General features: G+C 56.3%; 23 protein-coding genes. 9 read left to right on the top strand and 14 right to left on the bottom strand.

The features are described from left to right. The first annotated feature begins 84 nt into the window (after positions 1-84). The gene (locus CEE69_RS17200) at positions 85-1,107 is read left to right on the top strand and encodes an alpha/beta hydrolase (RefSeq protein ID WP_099261857.1); all 1,023 of its coding nucleotides are present in this window, start codon (positions 85-87) and stop codon (positions 1,105-1,107) included. Here CEE69_RS17200 and CEE69_RS17195 read toward each other — a convergent pair. Both CEE69_RS17195 and CEE69_RS17190 read right to left on the bottom strand, forming a co-directional pair. Further along, positions 1,090-1,821 (bottom strand): toprim domain-containing protein, encoded by a 732-nt coding sequence (locus CEE69_RS17195; RefSeq protein WP_099261856.1) that lies wholly within the window; start codon positions 1,819-1,821, stop codon positions 1,090-1,092. The genes CEE69_RS17200 and CEE69_RS17195 overlap by 18 nt on opposite strands. Then, complete coding sequence (locus tag CEE69_RS17190; RefSeq protein WP_099261855.1) at positions 1,818-2,801, bottom strand: serine/threonine-protein kinase; 984 nt, start codon at positions 2,799-2,801, stop codon at positions 1,818-1,820. Before CEE69_RS17190 ends, CEE69_RS17195 begins: the two co-directional genes overlap by 4 nt. A 293-nt stretch (positions 2,802-3,094) precedes the next feature. Between CEE69_RS17190 and CEE69_RS17180 the strand changes: the two genes are divergently transcribed. The 4 genes from CEE69_RS17180 (at position 3,095) to CEE69_RS17165 (ending at position 7,027) form a co-directional block, all read left to right on the top strand. Next, complete coding sequence (locus CEE69_RS17180; RefSeq protein ID WP_099261853.1) at positions 3,095-3,385, top strand: putative signal transducing protein; 291 nt, start codon at positions 3,095-3,097, stop codon at positions 3,383-3,385. A gap of 229 nt (positions 3,386-3,614) precedes the next feature. Further along, positions 3,615-4,904, top strand: coding sequence for a DUF4832 domain-containing protein (locus tag CEE69_RS17175; protein ID WP_233215323.1), 1,290 nt, complete (start codon positions 3,615-3,617; stop codon positions 4,902-4,904). Between the two features lie 90 nt (positions 4,905-4,994). Then, a complete protein-coding gene (locus CEE69_RS17170; RefSeq protein WP_099261851.1) occupies positions 4,995-5,954 on the top strand; it encodes an RluA family pseudouridine synthase in 960 nt (319 codons plus the stop codon). Further along, on the top strand, positions 5,951-7,027 hold the full coding sequence (locus CEE69_RS17165) for a Gfo/Idh/MocA family protein (RefSeq protein ID WP_099261850.1): 1,077 nt from the start codon (positions 5,951-5,953) through the stop codon (positions 7,025-7,027). Before CEE69_RS17170 ends, CEE69_RS17165 begins: the two co-directional genes overlap by 4 nt. Before the next feature lie 20 nt (positions 7,028-7,047). Here the strand turns inward: CEE69_RS17165 and CEE69_RS17160 are convergent, their stop codons facing one another. The 4 genes from CEE69_RS17160 to CEE69_RS17135 all read right to left on the bottom strand — a co-directional run bounded on the left by CEE69_RS17160 (position 7,048) and on the right by CEE69_RS17135 (position 10,859). Continuing rightward, positions 7,048-7,521 (bottom strand): GNAT family N-acetyltransferase, encoded by a 474-nt coding sequence (locus CEE69_RS17160; RefSeq protein ID WP_233215322.1) that lies wholly within the window; start codon positions 7,519-7,521, stop codon positions 7,048-7,050. Positions 7,522-8,751: 1,230 nt separating this feature from the next. Next, positions 8,752-9,117 (bottom strand): hypothetical protein, encoded by a 366-nt coding sequence (locus CEE69_RS32535; protein WP_099261847.1) that lies wholly within the window; start codon positions 9,115-9,117, stop codon positions 8,752-8,754. A 216-nt stretch (positions 9,118-9,333) separates the two neighbouring features. Continuing rightward, entirely contained in the window at positions 9,334-9,804 is a 471-nt protein-coding gene (locus CEE69_RS17145; RefSeq protein WP_099261846.1) for a DUF7919 family protein, read from the bottom strand. Between the two features lie 731 nt (positions 9,805-10,535). After that, on the bottom strand, positions 10,536-10,859 hold the full coding sequence (locus CEE69_RS17135) for a hypothetical protein (RefSeq protein ID WP_099261844.1): 324 nt from the start codon (positions 10,857-10,859) through the stop codon (positions 10,536-10,538). A gap of 194 nt (positions 10,860-11,053) precedes the next feature. On the opposite strand from CEE69_RS17135, the gene CEE69_RS17130 reads away from it, so the two are divergent. After that, a complete protein-coding gene (locus CEE69_RS17130) occupies positions 11,054-11,296 on the top strand; it encodes a ribbon-helix-helix domain-containing protein (protein WP_099261843.1) in 243 nt (80 codons plus the stop codon). Between the two features lie 95 nt (positions 11,297-11,391). Then, a complete protein-coding gene (locus CEE69_RS17125; RefSeq protein ID WP_099261842.1) occupies positions 11,392-11,583 on the top strand; it encodes a type II toxin-antitoxin system RelE/ParE family toxin in 192 nt (63 codons plus the stop codon). Positions 11,584-11,717: 134 nt separating this feature from the next. Here the strand turns inward: CEE69_RS17125 and CEE69_RS17120 are convergent, their stop codons facing one another. The 6 genes from CEE69_RS17120 to argJ form a co-directional block, all read right to left on the bottom strand. Beyond that, positions 11,718-12,110: a hypothetical protein gene (locus tag CEE69_RS17120; RefSeq protein WP_199169895.1), complete on the bottom strand. Its 393-nt coding sequence runs from the start codon at positions 12,108-12,110 to the stop codon at positions 11,718-11,720. Positions 12,111-12,280: 170 nt separating this feature from the next. Next, complete coding sequence (locus CEE69_RS33240; RefSeq protein ID WP_261341354.1) at positions 12,281-12,511, bottom strand: phosphopantetheine-binding protein; 231 nt, start codon at positions 12,509-12,511, stop codon at positions 12,281-12,283. Between the two features lie 290 nt (positions 12,512-12,801). Further along, the gene (locus tag CEE69_RS17110) at positions 12,802-13,161 is read right to left on the bottom strand and encodes a hypothetical protein (protein WP_099261839.1); all 360 of its coding nucleotides are present in this window, start codon (positions 13,159-13,161) and stop codon (positions 12,802-12,804) included. Positions 13,162-13,302: 141 nt separating this feature from the next. Next, on the bottom strand, positions 13,303-13,836 hold the full coding sequence (locus CEE69_RS17105) for a macro domain-containing protein (RefSeq protein WP_099261838.1): 534 nt from the start codon (positions 13,834-13,836) through the stop codon (positions 13,303-13,305). A 281-nt stretch (positions 13,837-14,117) separates the two neighbouring features. Next, a complete protein-coding gene (locus CEE69_RS17100; protein ID WP_099261837.1) occupies positions 14,118-15,110 on the bottom strand; it encodes a tyrosine-type recombinase/integrase in 993 nt (330 codons plus the stop codon). 686 nt (positions 15,111-15,796) lie between these two features. Continuing rightward, positions 15,797-17,029, bottom strand: coding sequence for a bifunctional glutamate N-acetyltransferase/amino-acid acetyltransferase ArgJ (gene argJ, locus CEE69_RS17090; RefSeq protein ID WP_099261835.1), 1,233 nt, complete (start codon positions 17,027-17,029; stop codon positions 15,797-15,799). Between the two features lie 150 nt (positions 17,030-17,179). On the opposite strand from argJ, the gene CEE69_RS17085 reads away from it, so the two are divergent. Both CEE69_RS17085 and CEE69_RS17080 read left to right on the top strand, forming a co-directional pair. Further along, a complete protein-coding gene (locus CEE69_RS17085) occupies positions 17,180-18,184 on the top strand; it encodes an ABC transporter ATP-binding protein (RefSeq protein ID WP_099261834.1) in 1,005 nt (334 codons plus the stop codon). Further along, complete coding sequence (locus CEE69_RS17080; RefSeq protein WP_099261971.1) at positions 18,184-19,167, top strand: ABC transporter permease subunit; 984 nt, start codon at positions 18,184-18,186, stop codon at positions 19,165-19,167. Before CEE69_RS17085 ends, CEE69_RS17080 begins: the two co-directional genes overlap by 1 nt. 6 nt (positions 19,168-19,173) lie before the next feature. Here CEE69_RS17080 and CEE69_RS17075 read toward each other — a convergent pair whose 3' ends face one another. Beyond that, the gene (locus tag CEE69_RS17075) at positions 19,174-21,393 is read right to left on the bottom strand and encodes a putative bifunctional diguanylate cyclase/phosphodiesterase (RefSeq protein WP_099261833.1); all 2,220 of its coding nucleotides are present in this window, start codon (positions 21,391-21,393) and stop codon (positions 19,174-19,176) included. Beyond that, complete coding sequence (locus tag CEE69_RS17070) at positions 21,390-23,390, bottom strand: Hpt domain-containing protein (protein WP_099261832.1); 2,001 nt, start codon at positions 23,388-23,390, stop codon at positions 21,390-21,392. The genes CEE69_RS17075 and CEE69_RS17070 overlap by 4 nt, the downstream gene beginning before the upstream one ends. Positions 23,391-23,450: the final 60 nt, after the last annotated feature.

Raw genomic sequence — 23,450 nt, 5'->3', positions numbered from 1 at the left:
GTTGGACGGAGGTCCAACCAAACCTAGCATGCGGATCGAGTCTCACCGCCTGAATGCCTTCTCTGCCACGACGCTGAGCCCACGATGCCAAACGAATCAGCCGCACATCCCGAACAAGCCAACCCGGCGGATCCCAAAACGGACGAAGCCAACTCGCCCGGCAGTCACAAAACCCGAAAGCCCAAGGCCTCAATCCGCCGCCGCGTCCTGCGAACGTCGGCCTTGCTGGGCGTCCTTTATGTTGTCATGTGCGTTGGCATGGTCGTCATGGAAACACGTTTGCTTTTCCCTGGCGCCTACTCTGACACCAGCATCCTGATGGACCCAAATCGGTTTTCCCTAGACCACCCCACCCCCGGCGTCGTGGAGACAATGACCTACCCGGCCGTCGATGGATCGGACCTCGAAAGCCGACTGCTTATCCGCGAAGGCGCCGACGATGTGATCCTGTTCTTGCACGGCAATGGGATCCACGCCGACGAGATGGACGGATGGACTCGCCGTTTGTCCGACGGCTGGAACGCGACCGTTCTGACCGCCGAATACCGAGGCTTCCAAAGCGACGGGTTCACACCTACCGAAACCAGCACGATCGAAGATGCGGTCAGCGCCATCGATGCGCTCTCTGAGGTCACTGGAACGCCGGTCTCACGAATCATGATCTACGGTCGTTCTCTGGGCGGCGGAGTTGCCTGTGGACTGGTCGCCGCACTGCACGAACGAGGCGACTCAACCGAGGCATTGCTCCTGGACCGAACCTTCGACAGTGCCGCCAGTGTCGGTGCGGATCGCTTCTTCTTCCTGCCGGTTCGCTGGCTGATGAAGAACCAATACGACAGCGTACAAGCTCTCGAGAACTATCGTGGCGTGTTGGTCCAAATCCACGGCACGCCCGACCGCATCGTGCCTCAAAAGAACGGACGCGCCCTGCATGATTCGCTGGCGTTGGAACACAAGGAATGGATCGAGGAACCGAGCATGTTCCACAACGACCGCTTGCCAACCAAAACACTGAACGATGCCGGACGAAAACTCAAAGCCCTCCGCACGTTGGCGTTCCTACAAACCGACGTCGCGGCAATCGAGTCGTCAGCCGCCGCTGAATAGACGAACCGCGGCCGAAGCTTCCTTACGGCTCATCTCATCGGCCGCTCGGGTTCCGGGCTGCACACAACAAGTCCGCAGAACCTCAGGCGGAATGCTGCCCAAACCTCGATGGCGGAATCGTTCGTAGTCGGACACGCCCGCTTCAGCCAGTTTGGCTTCCATCCGTCGAGCATGGTCCGGGTTGGATGCCACCAACGTGCGAACCTGCACCTCCGATTCATCCGGTGTCGTTCCGCGAATTCTAAACAGGAACATCGGCGGCCGAACCACGCACACTCGATGCTGATCGAACAGCTTCGGAGCGTATCGAAGCAAGAACCCCAATACCAAAACGCCGCAGTGAATGCCGTCGGCGTCGGGATCCATCAGCACGACCAATTTCGCGTACCGACACTGCTCGGCCGTTCGCAACGCGGCGATCCAGTCTTCGCCCGCGGCGACCCGGCGATCCAACAATGTGGCAGCGAACCGTGTCAGAACCTCGTTGCGAAGAGCGACCGAAGTCGTGGACTTGGCAACGTTCATTGGCTTGCCCTGCAAAGCCAGAACTGACTGCCGCGTCGGGTCTCGAACCTGGTTCACCGACTTCGCCGCACTGTCGCCTTCGACAATGATCAACTCCGTTTGATCCGGTGCGACACCCGTCCGCGCGGGATCGTCGATCGGGTAGTGCACCGGAGCTTTGCCGTAGGGGGCAAAATGCCGTCCGCTCACGACACCGTGACGGTCAATGCTCGGATGTCCGCGATCAACTCACGCATCGATTGATATCGATCTGCCGGCCGTTTCGCGATCGCCTTCATCACCACCGCGTCGACTTCCTTTGGAATTTCATACTGCGGTGACTTCTCGCTCGGTGGCGGGACATCCGCGTGCTTGATGTTGTCAAACGTTTCATCAATCGTTCGACCTCGGAAGGGCTCTCGAATTGCCAGCGACTCATAAAGCACCACGCCAGCACTGAAGATATCGGTTCGCTCGTCGATGCCCCGGTTCCCGTTGACTTGTTCCGGCGACATGTACAGCGGCGTGCCCGGACGCTGGCCGCCACCGGTTAACGTCTGCAATTGAGTCTGTGTTTTCGTCTCGTGATCCGGCTGCATCTGCTGGCGATGCAGTGTCTGGGCATCATCGGCGTGCCCCCAAACTTTCGCGACGCCCCAATCCAGCAAAATGACTTCGCCGAAGTTCCCCACCCAAATGTTCTCTGGTTTGACGTCTCGGTGAATCACCCCGCGAGCGTGCGCGTAGGCGAGAGCCTGGCAAGAATCCGCGACGATTTCCAAACGGCGTTGCAACGGGAACGCGGCAATCGCGTGTTCGTCCTTGCGGGCGATTCGCTTCAACGATTCAAACAGGTTCTCTCCCGAGATCCGTTTCATCGTGAAGTAAACGCCTTCCAAATCATCGTCGCCAATCTCGTAAACCGGAACCGTGTTGGGGTGCTGCAACTGGGCTGTCACGCGAGCCTCACGCAGCAAACGCCGACGCTCGTAACGGTCTGTCCGAATCTCTGGCAGCAACTTTTTGATCGCCACCGTTCGGCCGATCACCGAATCGACTCCAGCCTGCAAAACCGCGGTGGCACCCCGCGCCATTTCACGAAGTCCCGTGTATCGCTTCAGCCCCAAAGGCGGAGGAGACGGGATGTCGTTGTCTGTACCAGCCAGAATGATGGTCGATTCGTTGTTCATTCTTGAATTGTATCGTGCCCATGCCAGCGCCGACCACCAGACATCGAGTCGTCAAGATGCAAATCGTTCGCCGTGATTGCGAATATTTGCCGAAGTTCATTGGCACCGGTAATCAATACGCTACAGGGCCGAACAGGCATCGGCTGAACCAATCGAGTGGCTCAAGATTCAACGTGCAACAATGCGAACCTGGGCAATTCAGATCGAGTATCCTCAATCAACAATTGTCGATGTCATTTGACGATGCTCACGCCGTTCCTTTCTCCGCTCATCCTCGCTTTTGAACCAAGCCCATGACCCAGTCCATCCCTCCGGAAGGTCCCGATCAACCGAGCGGAACAATGCCTTCCCCTGACGACGATGCGACATTGGTCACGGTCGCGGAACGTCCGACCGAGCCCGCTGCGACGGTTCTGGTCAGCATCCTCTCCGACGCTGGGATCCGAGCCGTTGCAGTCGGTGGATTCACCGCCGGCTTTGCTGCGGAAGCGCCCGGATGGGTGCAAGTCAAAACGTTCGAGCGTGACGCCGACAAAGCACGTGAGATCATCGCCCAGATCAAAGCTGAACCACTCGACTTCTAAGCTGCCAGGGATTTCTATTTTGCCATGGATCCTGAGCAACTACAGACACCCAGCACCCAGCACCCATCAGCCGCCCGGCGTCAGCCACGGCCACTCTCATCAAGCGTCTGCGTCACCCACGGTTCACCCCATTAGCCGCCTGGCGTTAGCCACGGTTCCCACAACCCGCAACACGAATGCCCCAGCTCCTTCCACCAAGATGCTTCCGAACACCAACCCAACGGCCTCAATGCTCCAACGACAATTGATCCACTGCCTTGTCTTCACCTGCCTGATCCATTGCCTCTTCAGCTTTGACCAATCCGCACGAGCACAAACATCAAAGGTTCGTTTGACGATCCAATCCACAGTGGATCATGTCCAGCCGATGACCGGGGTCGTCCTTTGGCACGATCACGAATCCGTCGCCACCGAGGCGATCTCGATGGAGTTCCGGTACTGCGGTTACGACGAAGTCGCCGTCGGTCCCGGGCAATGGGACTTTTCCAAGGTCGAGCAGATCCTCAACGAAACCGCCTCACGTTCTCACCAGGCAATCTTGCGTTTCCGGTTCGTCTACCCGGGTAAAACCACCACCGTCCCTGCCTTCATTCGCGATGCAGCGGACTACAACGAAACGGTCGCCAAGAGCGAAGGCAAGCGAACTCATTTTTGCGATTGGTCCAATTCGGACCTGCAGCAATTCACGCTGGACTTTTACACCGAATTCGCCAAACGATACGATTCCGATCCGCGGATCGCCTTCCTGCAAACGGGTTTTGGACTCTGGTCGGAATACCACATCTACGACGGCCCGATGGAACTCGGCAAAACGTTCCCGTCGGCGAAGTATCAAGCCAGGTTCCTTCGACACCTCGATCAGCAGTTTGATTCACTGCCTTGGATGATCAGCATCGATGCGGCGGACGACGAGTTCACTCCCATCGCCGGTGACGCTTCCCTGCTGGCTCTCGACTTCGGATTGTTCGACGATTCTTTCCTCTCCAAATCGCACTCCAAATGGAACGCGAAAAATTGGGCCGCGATGGGAGATGACCGTTGGCAACGAACCGCCGGCGGAGGCGAATTCAGTTACTACAACCGCCGCGATCAGAAGCTGGCATTGTCGAAGTCGGGACCCAACGGGGTCTCGGTCGAAGAATCCAGTCGTGACTTTCACATCTCGTTCATGATCGGCAATGACCAACCCAAATATCAGCCGACGCCCCGCATTCGGGAGGTCGGAATGGCGATGGGCTACCGATTCCGAGTGACCCGAGCGACGACCGCAAAAACCGATCTCGGATCGACGATCGAGCTGGAAGTCACCAACGAAGGCGTCGCCCCCCTCTATCGCGATGCCTTTTTTGCCGTCCGAGGCACCCGGTCTCAACAATCCCTGCGAGGACTTTTGCCCGGCGAAACAAGGTCATTCCGGATCGAAAACGTCGCTGGCGCGGTCACTGAGAACGACATCAAAATTGAAAGCAATGCAATCTTGCCCAATCAGGCCATCCAATTTTTCGCGGATCTGAAATAGACTGTGCGGCGAGCAGACTGCGGCGGACGCGAATCACTCGCACCGAACCGCCTGCTCGTTCACCGATCGACCTTTCTTTGAAATCCTTTCATGCCGCTGACCAGCGTTTCGACCACCGTTGATGAAACCAACGAAGGACGTGTGGACATCATCGTCCGAGAACTCTCCGAAACCTCCCGCAGCCAAGCTCGTGGGATGATTGATCAAGGCTGCGTCATGATCAATGGTTCGCCTTGCAAAAGCGTCGGCACGACGGTCAAACCCGGTGACCTGGTCGCGATTCGTTTCGACAAACATCAACGCTATCGTGAAAAAAAGCGTCAGTGGGATGACCGCACGTTCGAAATCGTGTTTGAAGACGACCACATCATCGTCGTCAATAAATCCGCCGGAACCTTGACCGTTCCGACCGACCGCGGTGCACCCAATAGCTTGGTCGATCGAGTCTCGATTTACTTGAGCTACTCGAAAGCGAACAAAGAGGCGTTTGTCGTTCATCGGCTCGATCGGGAAACGTCCGGCTTGCTGGTGTTTGGCAAACATGAACCCATCGCGGATCTGCTGACCGAACAATTCAAAGACCGGCGTCCGACACGTTTGTTCCATGCGATTGTGGCGGGAAACGTTGTCGAGGATGAAGGCACCTTCGAATCGCACATGGCCACCGGCAGCAACCTGGACCGCTACGAAACCCGTCCGGGCAAAGACACCGATCAAGCCATCACACACTACAAAGTCGTCCGCCGATTGGCGGAACGCGAATCCAGCCACGGCGAGGACACAACGCTGATCGAAGCCCAACTGGAAACCAGCAAACGCAACCAGGTCCGGGTGCAATTCGCCAACGCCGGACATCCGGTTCTCGGTGACCCACGCTACAAAACCAAAGAAGCCACGCACGCACGCTGGCATCGCAAACGCATGGCTTTGCACGCCAGTACCCTCGGGTTCTTCCATCCGGTTTCTGGCGAACCCATCAACTTCGACACCCCCTTACCCAGTGCGATGGAAAAGTTCGTCGCCGGAGCTCGTGGACGCAGCGAACGATGATGAAACCTTGGCGAATCGCAGGGATCAATTTCTCTCACATGCACATGGGCGACTTGCTGCGGCAAGTCGCGGAACACACCGACGCGGAAGTGGTCGGCATTTGTGATTCCGATCGCCAGTCGATGCAGCCGACAATCGAAGCGTTGAACATCCCTTCCGAAAATGTCTTCACCGACTCAGTCGAATGCGTCCAAACCTCTCGGCCGGATTTGGTGGTGCTGTGCCCTCCAACGGGCGAGCACGCGGAATGGGTCGAACGGCTCGCACCCCATGGTGTTCACCTGCTGGTCGAAAAACCTTTCGCTGCGTCTCTGGTTGACGCCGACCGAATGATCCAGGCCATGCGGCCGACCGGAAAACAGTTGATCATCAACTGGCCCGCACGCTGGGACCGCGCTCACTATTCAACATGGTGTTTGATCAACGAAGGGACGATCGGTGACGTCATCGAAGTGCATCACTACGGTGGCAACCGCGGGCCTCTCTATCACGGGGCTGGCAAAGTCGAATTCGAACCCACAGCCGAAGAAAAACGAAATAGCTGGTGGTACAAACTGGACTCCGGCGGCGGATCGCTGCGGGATTACCTCGGCTACGGCGTCACAATGGGGACTTGGTTCAATGGGGGCAAGAAACCAATCGATGTGACCTGCGTGACCACCGGAACCAACGGCCTGGAAGTTGACGAGCACAGCATCACGATTGCTCGCTACGCCGAAGGAATGTCGAAGTTCGAAACGCGATGGGGAACCTTCACCGATCCGTGGGTTCATCAACCACAGCCTAAATGTGGCTACGTCGTCCGAGGCACTCGCGGGACAATCGCCAGCTACGACTACGCGGAAACACTTCGAGTCCAAACGGACGATCGCCCGGAAGGTTACGACCACCCGGTCAGCGACCTACCGGAGGGCGAGAGCAACGGAATTGAGTACACGCTTTCGCGGCTGAACCAAGAACTCCCAATCGAAGGTCCGCTTTCGCCCGCCATCGCACGAATCGGCCAGCAGATCATCGAGACCGCCATCCAAAGTGCCGCCGAACAGCGAACCCTTCCTCTCATTGATCGCTAAGCGGTGGGATGTTCTGGCCGTCATTGGGCAACTGAACGAAGCTGCATCGAGACCGTTTTTCCGCTCTCTAAAACTCGTGTCCCGATGGGCACGAAACCCATGCCCAAGTGGAATCGAAGTGAGGCTTCGTTTGGTGGTTCGAGATCCATTTCCGCGCACACATGCAGCGAGCCGAGCCGATCAGCCTCCTCAAAAAGATGCGAATAGAGTGAACGTCCGACGCCCAACCCACGGCATTCGCCCGAAACCACCACTCGATCGATGTACAGAAAATTCCGCAAGCGTTCTTCAAACCATGCGTAGTTTCCGTTGTCGTACCCACAGCCTTCCACCATCGCCAGCAAAAAACCAACGACGCTTCCTTCCAGCTCCACAATCAGCTCGATCTCACTGAGTTCGAAGAGCTCGGCAAAGCGAACCGAGTCCATCGAACTCGTCACACTCACCACGGCTTCATTCAGCTCAACCACCGCGGCACAGTCAGCCAATCGCATTGTTCGAATCGTTGGAGATTTCATCTCGGAGAGAATAGATTCGCCATGCGATCTCGAACAGCAGACACGACCGTCAACAGACAATCCGACTTGCCAATCAAGGACCAACAGCTGATGCTGAAAAGCCCCAAACAGAAATAGCACGGCATCCAAGCCCAGCAAACAAACTCACATGGCCAGCCACGACTCAGCCGCCATCGCCCCATCTGCAACCCCGCCCCAATTAGCCGACGGCCGTTAGGCCCGGTTACATCGTCAAAACAAACAAAAGCCCAATTGACGTCAAAGCAGGACTCGAGCCGCTCTCATCCCTAACCGCGGGGACGCGAGTCCATCTCACTGACGCGTTTTCCGGAGATCGATATCACTTGCAATCAGATGTCCGCCAGTTCTGGGCGATCGCAGTTTGCAGCCACAGATAGACACTGATGAACACGGATATCGTGAATGATTAGATGACGACCGCGCAACATCCTTGTTCATCAGTGTGAATCCGTGGCCGAACTGTCAAGCCACAAGCATCCGACTGCCCTCAATCGCTCCAACACGTTCATCGCGTGCAAGCCAAAGGAACTAAACCATTGTCAAGCCAAAAGATTTCACGCATCTAAAGGCACTCCATTGGCAACGGATGGCTGGAAACCGCGCACCTCCGTGCTCACCAATTAGCCGACGGCCGTTAGGCCCGGTTGCACCGTAAAAACCAACAAAAGCCCATTTGACGGCAAAGCAGGACTCGAGCCGATCTAGTCCCCCATCGCATGAGGAGCGAGAAGAAACGAGACCATCTCGCAGCCCGCGCTTTTCAAAGATCGACATGCCTGGCAATCAGGCGTCCGCCAGTCCTGAGCTATCGCAGTTAGTTTGCAGCCACAGATAGACACGGATGAACACAGATCTTGTAAACGATCAGACGCCCACCGCGCAACATCGGTGTGAATCCGTGGCCGAACTGGCAAGCCGCAAACATCCGACTCCCCTCAATCGCTTCAACACGTTCATCGCATGCAAGCCAAAAGAACCAAACCATCATCGAGCCAAGAGATTGCACGCGTCCAACGGCACACCAATGGCAACAGATCAATGGCAACCACGCACCTCCGTGAACACGAACAGCCTGACACGCACAGCGAACGCGTTCTACGACGCCCCCTGAACGCAGTGAACAACGCCTGAACCCTGAGCTTTTCCGCCACGAGAAACCCGCACCGGCAAACACCATCTCCCACGTCAACGCGATGATCTTTGCAGTCGGTCCGCAAAGTAAACCCCGGCAAACATGATGACAAACGGCGGCGAGTAAAAGAAAGCATGATACGGCTCGAGCGGCGCGCGAAACGGATGCCCAATGATGTAGACGTCGATCCCGATCACGATTGCACCGACGACCAAAGTTGCAGCCATGAACCAGAGTAGGACAACCGCCCCGGGTGTCGACCGAATTGTAGTCACGGTCATACCGTCGGGTGGCGTCTTGAAACGGAGCATCAGCCAGAGCGCGATGACACCGCACGGGGCTACAAAAAGTCGTAGCTTGCCCGTCTGCCAAAAGAGAAAAGCTGCAATGCACACAGAGGCGACAAAGAGTGGAAGCATGTACGCGTCCCACCGCCTTCGAGTGAGAACTACTTTCGTCTCAGATTCGGTCACGGTTGAGCTGCATCAGCCAACGGAAGGTACTTGCGACACCGCCCTAAACGAAGCGAACGATGCCTGGACTAAGAGAAATTGTACCAATGGTTGGCGGCTTGAACAAACGACAGCGGTGTGCCGAAGGACTTGCGTAGAAACCATGTTGGAGGGCACGGGGCACTACATTACGGTCTCGTTGGCAGAGAAAAGTCCAGTTGGAGCGGTCTTGCGGATCAGTTTGAGGTAATCCATGGATCGCATTTCGGGGCAAGCCATCACGGCATCGCAGAATTCTGCGGGTGGTGCGTATTCGTAGGCGTCGATGTAGTGAAGAATTAACGACGGCGCGACGAACAGTCGATTGTCAGACGGGATAAATAGATTGGAAACGCCCAGTTGCACCGTGACGTTGTTGAGTGTGAGTTGACTGGGTCCGTCGGTAAAACGATGGAAGTCGCAAGCGTGAGCGCCCATTGCCACACAGGGTTGCCATGGATTGACGAGCAACTGGTGAAGGCGGGCGAACAGATCGTTGGAAACGACACCCTTCGAGTAGTCGTGTCCACGAGCGAGCCAACCGACCGCGATCAGCTTGCCATCGTGGTCGGGCGTGAAATAGTCACAGGGCGTGAGGTCAGCGTAGTGCGCCATTTGTAAACGCTAGTGCCCTACAACGGGAGGTTCTTACGACACCGCCCTGAACGAAGCGAACGATGTCTGAGCTACGCTTGATTCTACCACCAGCGGGAGGCATGAACAAACGACAGCGGTGTGCCGAGGGCCTAACGTAAAAACCATGTTTTGCGACCGGTCGAGCTGTGTTCAGTGTTCTATTTGAACCAACGCCGCAAGAACCACAGGGGAGCGAGAAAACGGTCAGGCCAAGTGAAATCCACGTTGATGTAGTCAAAGCGGATAGTTACACGGTTCGTTTCGGGGTCGTAATGGCCAAACGTATCCACAATAAAGTTCGGGAAGCCGAGGTTGCGTATCCGATGACAGTCTGGATGCCAGAAACCTTCCGATTGCGTAACCGCGTGGCCGTCCACCGGAGTCAACGTGTACGCAGTCCAGAACATATCTGCAAACTGGGGGTCCGTTAATGTGGCGATTGGCTCGTCGCTGTCAGATAGTACGTGCCAACCGAATTCCCGTCCGTAGTTGGCATCTACGATTGCGAAGCGATCAGAGAATGTGAGCTGCGTTGGGTCCACGATACGCTAGGTCGCACAACGGAAGGTTTTTACGACACCGCCCTAAACGAAGCGAGCGATGTCTGAACTTCGAGAGATTGTACCAATGCGAGCGCCCGTTGCCAAACAAGCGAAGGTGTGCCGAAGGCCTAGCGTAAAAACCCTGTTGTACGCCGTCCACGCAACGAACTAGAGCCGAGCCAGCATCCGCGGAACAATCAAACGAAGGATCGGCCGATGCAGTTGAGCCCGATCGTCAAGTTCGGGTTGGGTTCTGCGGTCTTCGAGGCACCACGGAAGATTGTAGAGGTAGTTATCATCGGCGAGTTCGCGCAGCCGAAGTTGGAAACCGTCGCGAAACCAGTCGGGCAGTGAGTCGGCAAGAGCGATTGAAGCATCGACATCGTTGTAGTGTATGACGCTCTGGATGAGCGAGTGGCGAAGCTCCGATTCGGTCATCAACCCGCGTTGAAAGTTGCGGAACAGTCGAGCACTATCGTCGGCGAGCGTCAAAGATCGAACCTGAGGCGGACAACGGAAGGTTTTTACGACACCGCCCTGAACGAAGCGAAGGTGGCTTGAATCGGATTTGATTGTATAATGAGAGCGTGGCCTGCACCACATCGAAGGTGTGCCGAAGGCCTTTGCGTAAAAACCATGTCGTACGACCGACGAACCCGTCGTAACGGTCGAAAGTCGAGATTGATATGACCACAGAGATTCCGAGCGATTTAGTGCCATTTGTTCAGCGGATGGTGTCAGAGAAACGGTTTCTAAATGAATCTGACGTTCTGGCTGAGGGTTTGCGTTTGCTTCAAGCAAAGGAGACGTTGCGATCAGAAGTCAAGAAAGGGTTCGATCAACTAGATGCTGGTCAAGGCATACCCGCTGCTGACGTTTACCGTCGAGCGGAAGAGCGAATTCAGGAAATTGAAAACGGCAACGTTTAATGGCGAACGTCATTTACGCACCGGAGGCGGACGACGACATTTCCGGCATCGTCGATTACATTGCTCGCGACAAACCAATGGCCGCTCGGAATTAGATGCGGAAGATTCGTGACACATGTGAAACGATCGCGACGCAACCCGAAACGGGTGAAGCTAGGCCTGGATTTGGCGTTTCAGGATGTCGGTCATTGAGCGTAGGCAACTACGTGATATTCTTCCGCAAGATCGACGGCGGAATCGAGGTGTCCCGCGGCATTTATGGCAACCGGGACATGCGGAACATCTAGGTCGTACAACGGAAGGTTTTTACGACACCGCCCTGAACGAAGCGAACGATGTCTAAATTGCGAGTAATTGTACCAAGGCCATGGCCCGTTGCCAACGAGTCAAGGTGCGCCGAAGGCCTAGCGTAAAACCCATGTTATGTGCCACCACGCGCTGGAGGTAGATCGTCGGCGGTCACGAAACCGTCCCACCACGGTAAAGCCTCAGATTCGAGGTCAGCAATCGCGCGACCGATTGACCCGTCAACGTGATCCACGTATTTGCACCGGTACGATTCTTGGTCACGCAGCCAACGGGCATTGGGCACACAGGGCGTCCAGTCGTCGTCCGGAACCGCCATCACGCCGTAGCAGATGGTGATTGTGTTGGATCGCATTTTTTGGAAGAAGAAAACGTCGCGAATCGCTTCGCGATCACGAACGAAGTACGTCGTGGTGCGCAATTGCGTGAAGCCATGAGGCCCGACACCATCGAGGAGCCTGCGAATGACCGCACGCTTCACTTTGGGGAACGGGTCAGCATCAGGCATGATCGGTGGCACATAACGGAAGGTTTTTACGACACCGCCCTGAACGAAGCGAACGCTGCCTGAACTACGAAGGATTCTACCACCAGAGGGAAGCTTGAACAAACGACAGCGGTGTGCCGTAGGCGTAGCGTAAAAACCATGTTGTCCGCCGATGAACTGCCAGTTGAGCCTCAATCCTCGACAAGCGCCGCCAGGTCGGCCATAGTGAGTTTGCCAAACCCTTTGGTTAAGTCCGTCCCGCCCGACATTCGTTCAATTTCCGCGTCTGAGATAGTCTGGTCGAACTCTTCTTCGAGCGTCATTACGAGCTCAACGAGGTCGAGTTCGTCGGCGCCCAAGTCGGCCAAAGACGTGCTGGCCTCAAGTTTGGATTGGTCTACGCCCATCTGTTCCGCGGCGATGGCGAGAACACGAGTGACCGTTGGAGACGTTGGCGTCGCGTCTGTAGCGGCGGAAGATGACGTCGCCGGTGGATCAGAGATCGAGCAACCAACAATTGCGAGCAATATCAGTGTGAATACGGCGTGCGATTTCATTTTTGATCGAGCGGACAACGGAAGGTTTTTACGACACCGCCCTAAACGAAGCGAGCGATGCCTGAACTACGAGAAATTGTACCAACGCCAGCCCGTGTCGCCAAACGGGGAAGGCGTGCCGAAGGCCTCAGCGTAAAAACCATGTTGGGCGACACTTACGACACAGTGGTGATGATCCAATCGTTTGGGCCACGGAATGCGATCGAATCGAAGTCACCGTTGAATGTGCCACGCGATTGTAGTTCCTGCATGTAGGTGGCAGGTGCGCACAGTTGTTTGAAATCCTCACCAAACGCGATGCCCTGCAAGCGGAGGTGCGAGACCAAGTCAATCAGAGTTTGGTCTTCAAACGCATTGGAGTTGGATTGTGCAAATGGAATTCGCCAGCACGAACCAGTGCGAAGCAACCCAAGATCATCGAGCGCCTCTCGCTTGGATTCGATGTCGCCGCCAAGTTGCACGAAGTCTGAGTGGATCAGCGAAACGTAGGCTGGTGTCTGCACTGTGTCGCCCAACGGAAGGTTTTTACGACACCGCCCAAAACGAAGCGAACGATGCTTGAACTACTAGAGATTATACCAAGGCCAGCGATCGTTGCCAAACATCGAAGGTGTGCCGAAGGCCTAGCGTAAAAACCATGTTGGGCGTCACATGAATTATGAGAGAAGTCCCAATTCGGTAAGACGCTCCTTGTATCTGCCATGGTCATCCGGCTCGAAGCAGCAGAATGTCACCAAATTTGGTTGATCATTGGAACGCAGCCATTGGATTACGGTATCAATGGCAATTTCACAGGCCGAATTAGGAGGGAATCCAAAAGCACCAGTCGAGATGCAGGGAAACGCAATCGAGGCAGCGTTGTTCTCGGCAGCCAATGAAAGCGACGAGGCGTATGCGTTTGCAAGTGTTTCGCGGTCAGTGTCGATGTCACGAAAGATTGGCCCGACAGCGTGAATCACAAATCTGGCAGCGAGATTGAAGCCACCCGTTATTCTGGCTTCGCCAGCGGGACAAGGCGCGAGCGCCATCGAGGCACGAACGAGTTCAGACCCAGCAGCATCGTGTGCCGCACCATCGACGCCACCACCACCGCAAAGCGCGTCATTGGCAGCGGTTACGATCGCATCACAGTCGAGCGACGTGATGTCACCGAGAAACAGTCGGATTCGAGACTCAATTGGGGTCGCCATTTGTTAAGCCTGTGACGCCCAACGGGTTTCTGGACGACAGGGTGTCGTCCATGCTTGGAAATTGGGAGAACGGGTGTGGATTTTAGCTGAAGGGGGCTCGGTATGCACCATCGAGCGACCGAGCGGGGAGGTGGAGGCGGGGCTTCATTCTTGCAGGCCTAGTCCGCGGATGCCAAAGATCGTGTTTTTGCCCCTGAAATTTGGCGGCAAACACGACGTGCCCGGTGGCAGACAAGACGAACGTCCTGCGGGGGAGAACCTAACTCAAAATCGCGAATGGCTTAGGTTTTGATCGTCTGAGAATGTTCCGCGTCTCTGATTCGCAGGATTCGCTTGGCAACCTCTCGCTGCACCTGCGAGAAGAACTCGGGCGACTCCAATCGCTCGCGTTGCGCCGCGGGAAGGCAACGCAGCGTCGACTCCCAGATGTCTTGCAGTGGGATTTGCAAGGAAACCCAATCTCGGCGCGGCATCGTCGCTCGCATTCCCGGCAGTGGAAGCAATTGATCATCCCGCCAAACGCCCAACCTCACCGCATACCCGCCGTTTGAATGGGGATGCGGATCCACTTCGAGACGCATTCGTCCGACCGAAGGCCGGGACGTCGGTTGCCGAACTGGAGATTCGCCCGACGATCCCGGTTCGTTGGCCAATTGATCCAGTGGGCTGGCGACCGCGGTCGCTTTCATTTGCGCGACTTTCGTGTACAGCGACGTGGTCTCCAGATTGGTGTGCCCGAGCAGCTTTTGGATGAAGCGAATGTCGGTGCCAGATTCGATGAGGTGCGTTGCAAAACTGTGCCGAAAACTGTGCGGCGTGGCATGTTTGTCAATTCCCGCCAGAATCCGAGCCTGCTTGACTGCACGTTGGATCGTCCGCGGAGAAAGATGCCGACCGACACGCCCGTCCTCGGAAGGAAAGAGGTAGCCAACTCCTTTGGTGTGTCGCCACAACTGCCTCATCAGCGGCAACAAATCGGCGGCCAACATGACGTAGCGATCCTTTCTGCCTTTGCCAAGTTGAACTCGGATTTGTTGGCGATCGAAATCAAAATCCGACCACTGCAAGCGGGCGACCTCCGCGACTCGCAAACCGGTTGCATACAACACACTGAGCAGCAGCTTGTCACGCAACGTGCGAGCAGCTTCCATCATTCGCTGAATCTCTTTCTTGGACAGCACGACTGGCAATCGCTTCGACTTTCGCGGCGACACCAGACCTACCGTGCAACGCAACAAACAGAACTTGTCCAGGCCGGTTCGCAAAGCTGACAACGTGACGCTGACTTCCGATGATGACGCCTATCGAATCACCCCGTTCGAGAAACGCGAAGGTCTCGCATTGGTTCCAATTTTCGGGTCAACGAATGCCGCGAGGTACCGGGTGAAACCCAGAGCAAATGGGATTTCGCGATTGGTGAATTGTTAGCGGAGCGGCGCGAGCCGCCCGGTGAGTGGGTTACCGGATGGCTTGCGCCATTCCGCTATGTAGTGAATGCTTCAGGGGTAACCGGGCCTAACGGCCGTCAGCTGATTGGTGGGCCTGACGCGGGGCGTTGCGACCACGAGCGTTTCGCCAAAGTTGACCATTGCTATAAAGACGCGGGGAATCGGCGACAACAGAACGTGACATGGGTTGCTCCAGCACAAAAGTTTGCAAACGCATGCCGTGAAGGTCTTCGAGTTGCCCCGCCCACACAACGCGAAGGTCTCGCATTGAAGCCACTTTTCGGAACAACGAATGCCGCGAGGTACCGGGTGAAACCCAAAGCGAATGGGATTTCGCGATTGGTAGTTTTTTAGCGGAGCGGCGCGAGCCGCCCGGTGAGCGGGTTACCGGATGGCTTGCGCCATTCCGCTATGTAGTGAATGCTTCAGGGGTAACCGGGCCTAACGGCCGTCGGCTGATTGGTGGCGTTTGGAAAGTAGTGTGCTTTCCGACGACACTCTGATGGTTTGACTCAGGTGGTGTACAGCGAATTGAAACGAACGTAGGCTTCGGTCAAGTCGCTGGCCCAGAACGATGCCGTGCCGGGACCGTCGCCCACTTTCAAATCCGCCAGCACTTCGGAGTTCGACTTCATCGCGGAGCTCAGCTTGGCGGCGTCGATCGAAAGAGGCGTTCCATTTTCGAACACCATCACGCCGTCGATCACGAGGCAGGTACGTTCGGGTTCAATCTTGGGGCCAGCGTATCCCGCGGCTGAAACGATTCGGCCCCAGTTCGGGTCTCCTCCGGTGATCGCGGTTTTCACCAGAGGACTGGCCGCCACAGTTTTCGCGATCACAAACGCGTCGTCGTCATTCGCCGCCCCCGATACGCGAACCTCGAAGAAGCGAGCCGCCCCTTCTCCATCAGCGACCAGCATCTTCGCCAGTTTCAGTGCGACCTGCGTGGCGGCTTCTTGCCAAACGGCCAACTCCTCCACGGTCAGCTCTTGCACGTTCTCCGATTCCGACATTCCGGTGCAAACCAACATCACCGTGTCGTTGGTGCTCATGTGCCCGTCCACGCTGACTCGGTTGAACGTTTGATTTGCGATTTCCTTCAGCGATGTCTGGGCAGCCTTCGGGCCGATTGGAGCGTCTGTCATCACCACGCCCAACATGGTCGCCATGTTGGGAGCGATCATCCCCGCTCCTTTGCACATCGCTGCGATGCAGTATTCATGGCCTCGGATCGAAACCGCTTGGCTGACCGTTTTTCGGAATTGATCCGTCGTACAGATCGCATCCGCCGAGGCCAGAAAATCAGCCTCCGCATCACCCAGTTTTCCGGCGGCGGATTCAATGCCCGCTCGAACTTTCTGCATGGGCAGCGGTTGCCCGATCACCCCCGTGCTCATCACCATCACGTCCGCGGCATCGCATCCGGTCAATTCGGCCGCCAGGGCACACATCGCTTTCGCGTTTTGCATGCCCTCGTCTCCCGTGCAAGCGTTGGCATTGCCGCTGTTGGTCACGACGACACGTCCGGTCGCGGTGGGCGTTTTAGATCGAGTCAAAATGACCGGCGCCGCAACAATTTGGTTCGTGGTATAGACTCCTGCCATGACGGCTGGACGATCCGTGACAATCAGCGAAACGTCCGGTTTCCCGCTGGCTTTGATCCCGCCTGCCACTCCGGCAAAGCGAATCCCTTTTGGAAGAGCGTTCGGAGTCGTCGGGTCGTTCTGCGGTGCGGTATCCGTCATGCTATCGAGTCAGTTGGGTTGGCGAGCGGGGAGTGGGAAAGCGTTGTTTGACAGTGATCGACAATGCGTTGCCAGAATCCTTTGAGATTCCATGCCTCGATCGTTCAGCGTCCAAGTTTCGTTGTCCCAAACCGTTTCCACAAGTCGCCAGTGAACGCCGTTTTGAAACCGTCCAACGCACTCAACTCTGACCGCGAGTCAGGCGATTTGGTTCGATGTGAAAATCTGACCAAGCGATACGGCGAATTCACGGCGCTGTCGGATTGCACGTTGCAGGTGCGGCGGGGCGAGGTTTTCGGGTTGCTGGGTCCCAACGGTGCCGGAAAAACCACGCTGATTCGGACATTGCTGGGTTATCTGTATCCGACATCGGGACGTTGCTCCATCGCCGGATTGGACCCGGCGGAAAATTCGGTGGCGGTTCGTCGTGAAGTTTCGTATTTGCCCGGTGACGCTCGATTGCCCAGACACATGCGTGGGAAGGGTTTGCTGGAATTCTTCGCTGAGATGCATCCGTCCGGCGATCGAGACCGATCATTCGTGGTCGCGGACCAACTTGAGCTGGACCTCACCCGCCGGGTTGCGTTCATGTCCACCGGCATGCGTCAAAAGCTCGCTTTGGCGGTCGTCTTGGGACCTCGCACACCGTTGCTGATCCTCGACGAACCGACCGCGAATTTGGATCCGACCGTCCGAGCGACGGTGTTGGATTTGGTCACTTCTGAAAGAGCATCCGGTCGCACGGTGATGTTTTCATCGCACGTGCTCAGCGAGATCGAACAAACCTGCGACCGAGTGGCATTCCTTCGAAAGGGGCAACTGGCTCACGAGCTGGCACTCGAGGATTTGTTTCAACGACATCGGGTGACCGCCCGCCGCACCGATCAGTCCTCCGATCCACTACCGATCCCGAGCGAACTGGCCGATTGGGTCAGCGGGATCACTCAAACGGACGATCGAATTCAGATCAGCACCGCTGGCGATCTGGGCCCGGTTCTTCCGTGGTTGGCCAACCTACCGATCGAACAAGTTCGAATCGAACCACTTGGGCTGCACGCGATTTATCAATCGGTTCACCTGGGCGAGGAAATGCCTTCGTTGCAGCCTCAAGCTTCCGAGGATTCCGAAGCAACGATTTCCGAAGGAGCCCGATGATGCATTGGCGTGACATGGGAGTGGATCGGATGCTGATCCGAAAATTCATCGGACAATCCAGCTTGCTGTTTTCGGCATTGGCGGTGGCTTTGTTCGGTTTTGGGTGGGTGCGTGTTTGGGTCGTGAAGCTGCTGGACATGGGACAGTTCCAAACCATTCTGGAACAGTTTCGCGACTACGAAAAGTTTGCACCGATCGAGTTCGATGCCTTGTTCACGTATTCAGGTCGCGTGGGGATGACGTTTGACGAACCGATCGTGATTCTTTGCACCGTGGTTTGGTGCATCGCTCGAGGCAGCGACGTCGTCAGTGGTGAACTTGGACGCGGAACCCTGGAGATGTTGCTCAGCCAACCAGTCAGCCGCGCTCGGTTCATGCTTTCTCACGCCGTCGTCAGCATCGGCGGACTGATCGCATTGTGCTTGGCCTTGTGGGCGGGAATGGGAATCGGTGTGCACGTGACGACGTTGACGGAAGTTATTCCGCCTCCTTCGGTGCGAGTCCCCTTCCTGGGTTTCGAATTGCCGCTGACCAACGATGCCCCGGTCGAACAAACCTTCCCGATGAGCGACCGGGTGGACCTGCGAACCTATTCCTCGTCCATCTTTCACTTGTTCGCGTTCGGGTTCTTCCTACTAGGGCTGAGTGCATTCTTCAGCAGCGTGGACCGGTATCGTTGGCGAACCATCGGCGCGGTGATGACCGTCTATGTCATTCAGTTGATCATGTATGGACTGGGCAAGGCAGCTGAGTCGTTGTCGTTCCTGCAGAGCATGTCGTTCTTCAACTGCTACAAACCACAGCGAATGACATCATTGGTCCGCGACGGCGATCTCTGGTCGCCTTGGAGTATCACCTTGCCCATTGAAGACGGTTGGTTGCCACCACTCGGGTATCCAATGTTGCTGATTGGAATGGGGCTGGCTTGTTATTTGATCGCGTTGGTCGTGTTCACCCGTCGCGATTTGCCGGCACCGCTCTAAAGACAATCACAACCACCGGTGATTGATCAAATCGCTTGCGGCTTCCGGCTTCACAGGGTGCGAGAAGTAGAAGCCTTGCACAAAGTGGCAGCCGAGATCTTGCAAGCGTTGTAGCTGAGCCTGGGTCTCCACCCCTTCGGCGACAACGTTCAGTTCAAGGCTCTTCGCGAGAGCCAAAATGGAACGAATGAGCGACGCGTTCTTTTCTGAATCGAACATCGATTCCACGAACGAACGGTCGACCTTCAAAATATCCAGCGGCATCCGGTGCAGGTACGACAGCGAGGAATATCCTGTCCCAAAGTCGTCGATGCCGATGGTCAGACCGATGCGACGTAGTTGATGCAGCAGTTCGATCGTGCTCTCAGGATCCTGCATCAGAAAGCTTTCGGTCACCTCCAGTTTCAAGCATTCGGGTTGCAACTGGGTCTCCCGCAGCGTCTCCGTCACCGCTTCCACAAATCCGGACGAGGAAAGTTGCCGCACCGACACGTTGACGCTGATCATGATCGGACGACCATACTCGGCCTGCCACTGGATCGCTTGTTGACACGCTTTGCGAAGCACCCATCGCCCGATCTCGATGATCAAACCATTGGATTCGGCGATCGGAATGAAGGTGTTGGGAGAAACCGTCCCGTGCTCGGGATGTTCCCAACGCAGCAAAGCTTCAAAACCGGCCGTCGTGCCATCGCACATCTGAATCATGGGCTGGTACAGCAGTGTCAGCTCATCTCGTTCGAGCGAATGACGAAGTTGCGACCCCAGTTCCAAACGCAACATGTTTTCGGCCAACATGTCGTCGTTGAAGATTGCGTAGGGCAGTTCGGACTGGTTCTTCGCAAAGTACATCGCCGTGTCGGCCCGGACCAGCAATTCTTCCCCGGTGGCCTGGGGTGTGTCGGAATCCGGATCAAACTCGGAGACCACAATGCCCATGCTGGCCCGAGTCAAAATTTCACGGTCGCCAACCGGAAACGGAGCCCTCATTTTGTCGTGCAAACGCATCGCGACGGCCACGGCTTCGTCGACGTGCCGGATGTTTTCTAACAACACCGCGAATTCGTCGCCGCCCATCCGAGCAATGATGGCATCGGACTTTCGCAGCGACGTGTCCAACCGCGATGCGATACTGACCAGGAAATCGTCTCCCGCATCGTGACCGAAGTGATCGTTGACCAACTTGAAATCATCCACGTCCATGAAGATGACGGCAAATCGGTTCTGCGGGTTGCGAGCCTGGTGATCGACGCACCGCTGGACTCGGTCGTTGAACAGCATTCGGTTGGGAAGCCCGGTCAAAGCATCCGCCACTTTGCCTTCGGTGATGTCAGTCAGAGAACCCGCGATTCGGTAGGCCGTTCCATGAGCATCTTTGACCGCCAAGCCGCGACAAAGCATCCATCGATAGGTCTGATGGCCGTCTTGCATTCGCAGTTCGGTTTCGAAGTGATCTGTTTCGCCGCACAGGTGAGCCTCCAGGTCCAACTGCACTCGCCGACGGTCTTCGTGATGAATCAAATCCATCCACTCAGACCCATGCGGCGTCCAGTCGACTCCGTCCAACCCGACCATGCTTCGCCAGCGTGGTGACAGGTACAACTCTCCGGTCACGAGATTCCAATCCCACATCCCGTCATTGGTTCCGCGAGCCGTCAGTGCATAGCGTTCTTCGCTTTGTCGCAAACGCTGCAAGGCGGACTTCAGCTGCAACTGCGTGGCGATGCGAGCCACCGTGACCGCCGGATCCAATGGTTTGCAGACATGATCGTTTGCCCCAGCGTCGAACGCACGGACGATTTCGTTTGGATCGCTGCCGGATGTAGCCATCACGATTGGCAATCGACTCAAGTCCATCATTTGGCGGAGCAACCGAGCCGTCCGGAACCCGTCCAGATCGGGCAAGTCCACGTCCAACAGCACGAGATCCACGTGTTGTTGCCGGACCATCACAATGGCTTCTCGGCCACTCGCGGCCGGCAAGACTTTGTAGTCGCGGTACTGCAACATCTGAGTCAAGGTTTCTCGAGTCTCGTCGCAACCTTCCACGACCAAAATCGATTGTCGATCACTGACACGCGACTTCGCTGGCGTTTCAACGCTGCCATATTCGGCTTCGGTTGAATGCACCGAATCGCCAGCACCCGTGATCGCGGCAAAAGCAAGATTCTCCGTGGATTGCAATTGATGCAAAACATTCATCGGGTCGGAATTGAACGTACTCACGACGTCTCCTCCAACATCGCCTGCATCACTTCGATCGTCTGTTCGACTCGCACTGACAACGCCGAGACACAGGTCTGCACACGATCCGAATCCTTCGATGTCGCATGGGCAGTCAACTCCGTTGTCAATTCGGCGACCGCCGTCAACGAATGATCTTTCGCGGCTCCCGACATTTGGTGCGCAAGCCTGCGGACTGATTCCATGTCGCCTCGTTTGGCAGCGGTTTGCATCTCATTCAAACGCACTGGCATGGACGACGACATGACTTCCATCACGACCGCGAATAGGTCTTGGTCGCCGCCGCATTCCTCCAGCAACGCTTCTTTGCTCAGCAGCTTCGAGGATTCGATCAATTGCGAATTGTCAACGCTCCCGCGATCATTGACCTCTCCGAAGGACGCGTCCCTGGGCGGTTCGATTTGCGACACCATGACTGGAGCTTCTTCGGGCTGAGCGTGCAACGCGCCCGCATGACACTGGTGGCACGAACTCGAATCGTCTGGGTCGCCCGACCGGGTCGCTCCAATCAAAGCGTTGCGAAGACAGCCTTGGCGAATGGGCTCCGAAACCGTCCAAACCCAATCGGGAGCACGCAAACGATGATGAAAGTTGGACTGGCAAGTCGTGCCCCTCGACTGAATTCGAATGTTCGCGGACGTCGCGAGGCACTCCAGCGTTTCTTTCGACAACGTTTGCCGTGTTGCAAAGATGGCTTCGTCGATCAGAATGGCATCGAAGCTCCGGCCCATCTTTTGGTTGATTCGCATTCGCTGCAGAGCAACATCCAATTCATCGCAGCTGGAAGAAGCGATTTTCCAACCCGCCAGGATCTCGGTCAGCGCGTCTCGCGTTGCGGTGTGAGCGGTCACGATCAACACACGGGTGTGTTCGCCCAAGACCAATTCTGGATGCTGGCTGGACTGCAAATCAGTGTCTTCGACGAGCGCCGTGTTAAACGCGACTTCTAAACAACCCGATGATAAAATGCGAGGTGTCAGTGAACTGTGCAAACGTTGGGCATAACGAGACGCGATCTTCCATTCCGACGGATACTGATCTGGTTCGAAGCGTTTTCCCTCGGCGGACTGATCGGAAAGAGAATGCCCCGTCACGCGGATCGCAAACTTGGTTCGGCTCCCGTTCTTGGAAACGTTCAGCTTGACGTCGCCCCAATCGGAATGCGAAGCGGCATGGTGAAGCAGGTTAGCCAGAACGCAATGGATGGCTTGCAAGTTGCCGCGAACCACGGCGGGCAACGCATGATCGATTTGGACTGTGATCCGACGCCCGGCACGATGAATTTCAGAGGCGGCCGACTCGGCAAGGTCTTCCACCAATTCGCACAGCCGGAAACCTTGACGCCTGTCTTTCAACGCTTGCAATTCGGGTTCGGAAACAACATCAATTTCCGCATTGGTTTCGGATTCCAGATCCACGAGGTGCTCAATCGTGTCGCACAAAGCGTTCGTCATGCAGGCGGAGTCGCCGGACCGGATGGAATCGCGAACTCGATCGAGCGCCCAGCGAACTTGGTCACACAATTCACCGAGCTGCGTTTCCTTTGCTTTCGCGAGCGTCGTTGCCGTTTGCACCATGGCCGCGTTTCGTGCTTGGATCGCGGTGACATCTTGGACCGTTCCCAACCACTGCTCTAGATGTCCATTCGCGTTGCGGATCGGCACCAACGTTTCGATCAGCGTTCGGGTTTGCCCATCAATCTCGACGTCGGTGCGACACTGACTGACCGGCAAATTTCGCGAGAAGTAATCGGTGAGCATCTGCCCTGTTTTGCTTTGGGGCGAATGCCAAGGGACGATCTGAGTCCCGGCTGATTTTGAATCCTGGTGCGATGCCTGAAAACCGTTGATCGATTCGACGACGAAGATTTGCAGCAGTCGATCGCTGGCATCGATCAACCTTCCAGTCTCACTCAGTCGGTAGATACCGATGGCGTCCTGGGGCGCCGTTGAGGCATCGATTCGATCGGGCGAAGACATGAAGAGAGTCAGTCGGGGCAGAAGGAAATGCGACCCGACTCCGCAAGGCACAGAAGCACC

The organism is Rhodopirellula bahusiensis (genome assembly GCF_002727185.1).
In the GTDB taxonomy this organism is placed as follows: domain Bacteria; phylum Planctomycetota; class Planctomycetia; order Pirellulales; family Pirellulaceae; genus Rhodopirellula; species Rhodopirellula bahusiensis.
This window is presented reverse-complemented; position numbering and strand designations above follow the sequence as displayed.